We start from the raw sequence: 885 nt of genomic DNA, 5'->3' as shown, positions 1-885 counted from the left end.
ATATGTTGGTCACTCTCGCGACAGCAACTTTTATATCTTAGCAAATTCTCGTTATCATGTCAATAACAAGTTTCCACTTTTTATATTCTTCGTCGATTTGTATCAGCGACTTTTTGTATCTTATCATCTCTTATTCATGAATGTCAATACAATAACATAATTTTCATAGAGGAAAAGTAAAATGTAGTATGAAAGGTTGTGTTGTAATTGAAAAAGAGAATAATAATCACCTTAATTAGTCTGTTCATTATCTTGATTTTTATTCAACAAAAAGAAGAATGGACATCCGTCTTTCGAATGACGGAGCAACCGGATGTATTAATAAAGGGGAATAACGGCATGACGTTAACCGTCGATTTATCTTTTGGCCGAGAAGATGTAGATAAGTGGATTACGCAATTGGAAAAACCTTATCCACTCCTCTTTTTAGATGCAGACTGGATTGAACGATCACCCTTAATCGTTAAAAAAATTAAGGAAAAAAAGATTCCTGTAGGCTTGCTAGGAAGTAATAGTAACGATTATGTGGATTCTCCCAAATTATTAGAAGAAGAGATTACTATGTTTCAAGCTTCATTTGATTCTGTGCCACTTTGGTATCGCACACAAGATGACTCCTTTCCAGAACTACTTAAAGATCAAGTATGGGAAAACCAAATGAATATGGTTAGTTCCTCGGTAAAATGGTCAACCGGCTCTGCTCCATCTGTTCAAAAAGGGGATATCGTATCTGTAGCTTTACATAGAGAGAACCGAATCGACCTTGGAAAATTAACTACTTTTCAAAAAAAACATTCTTTTGTGTCTATAGAAGAAACTCTTTTTGGCTATAAAACTGAAACAAAAACTTTTCCATAAAAATCAAAAGGCACCCAATTGGGTGCC

General features: G+C 34.5%; 1 protein-coding gene. It reads left to right on the top strand.

Going from position 1 to position 885, the window contains the following annotated elements; translation table 11 throughout:
* Positions 1-207 precede the first annotated feature (207 nt).
* Positions 208-858, top strand: coding sequence for a hypothetical protein (locus tag GY23_RS17685; RefSeq protein ID WP_084544175.1), 651 nt, complete (start codon positions 208-210; stop codon positions 856-858).
* The last annotated feature ends 27 nt before the right edge of the window (positions 859-885 follow it).

Origin of the sequence: Paenisporosarcina indica (assembly GCF_001939075.1) — a bacterium.
Taxonomy (GTDB): domain Bacteria; phylum Bacillota; class Bacilli; order Bacillales_A; family Planococcaceae; genus Paenisporosarcina; species Paenisporosarcina indica.
The sequence above is the reverse complement of the archived record's forward strand: the minus strand, read 5'-3'. Positions and strand labels throughout refer to the sequence as shown.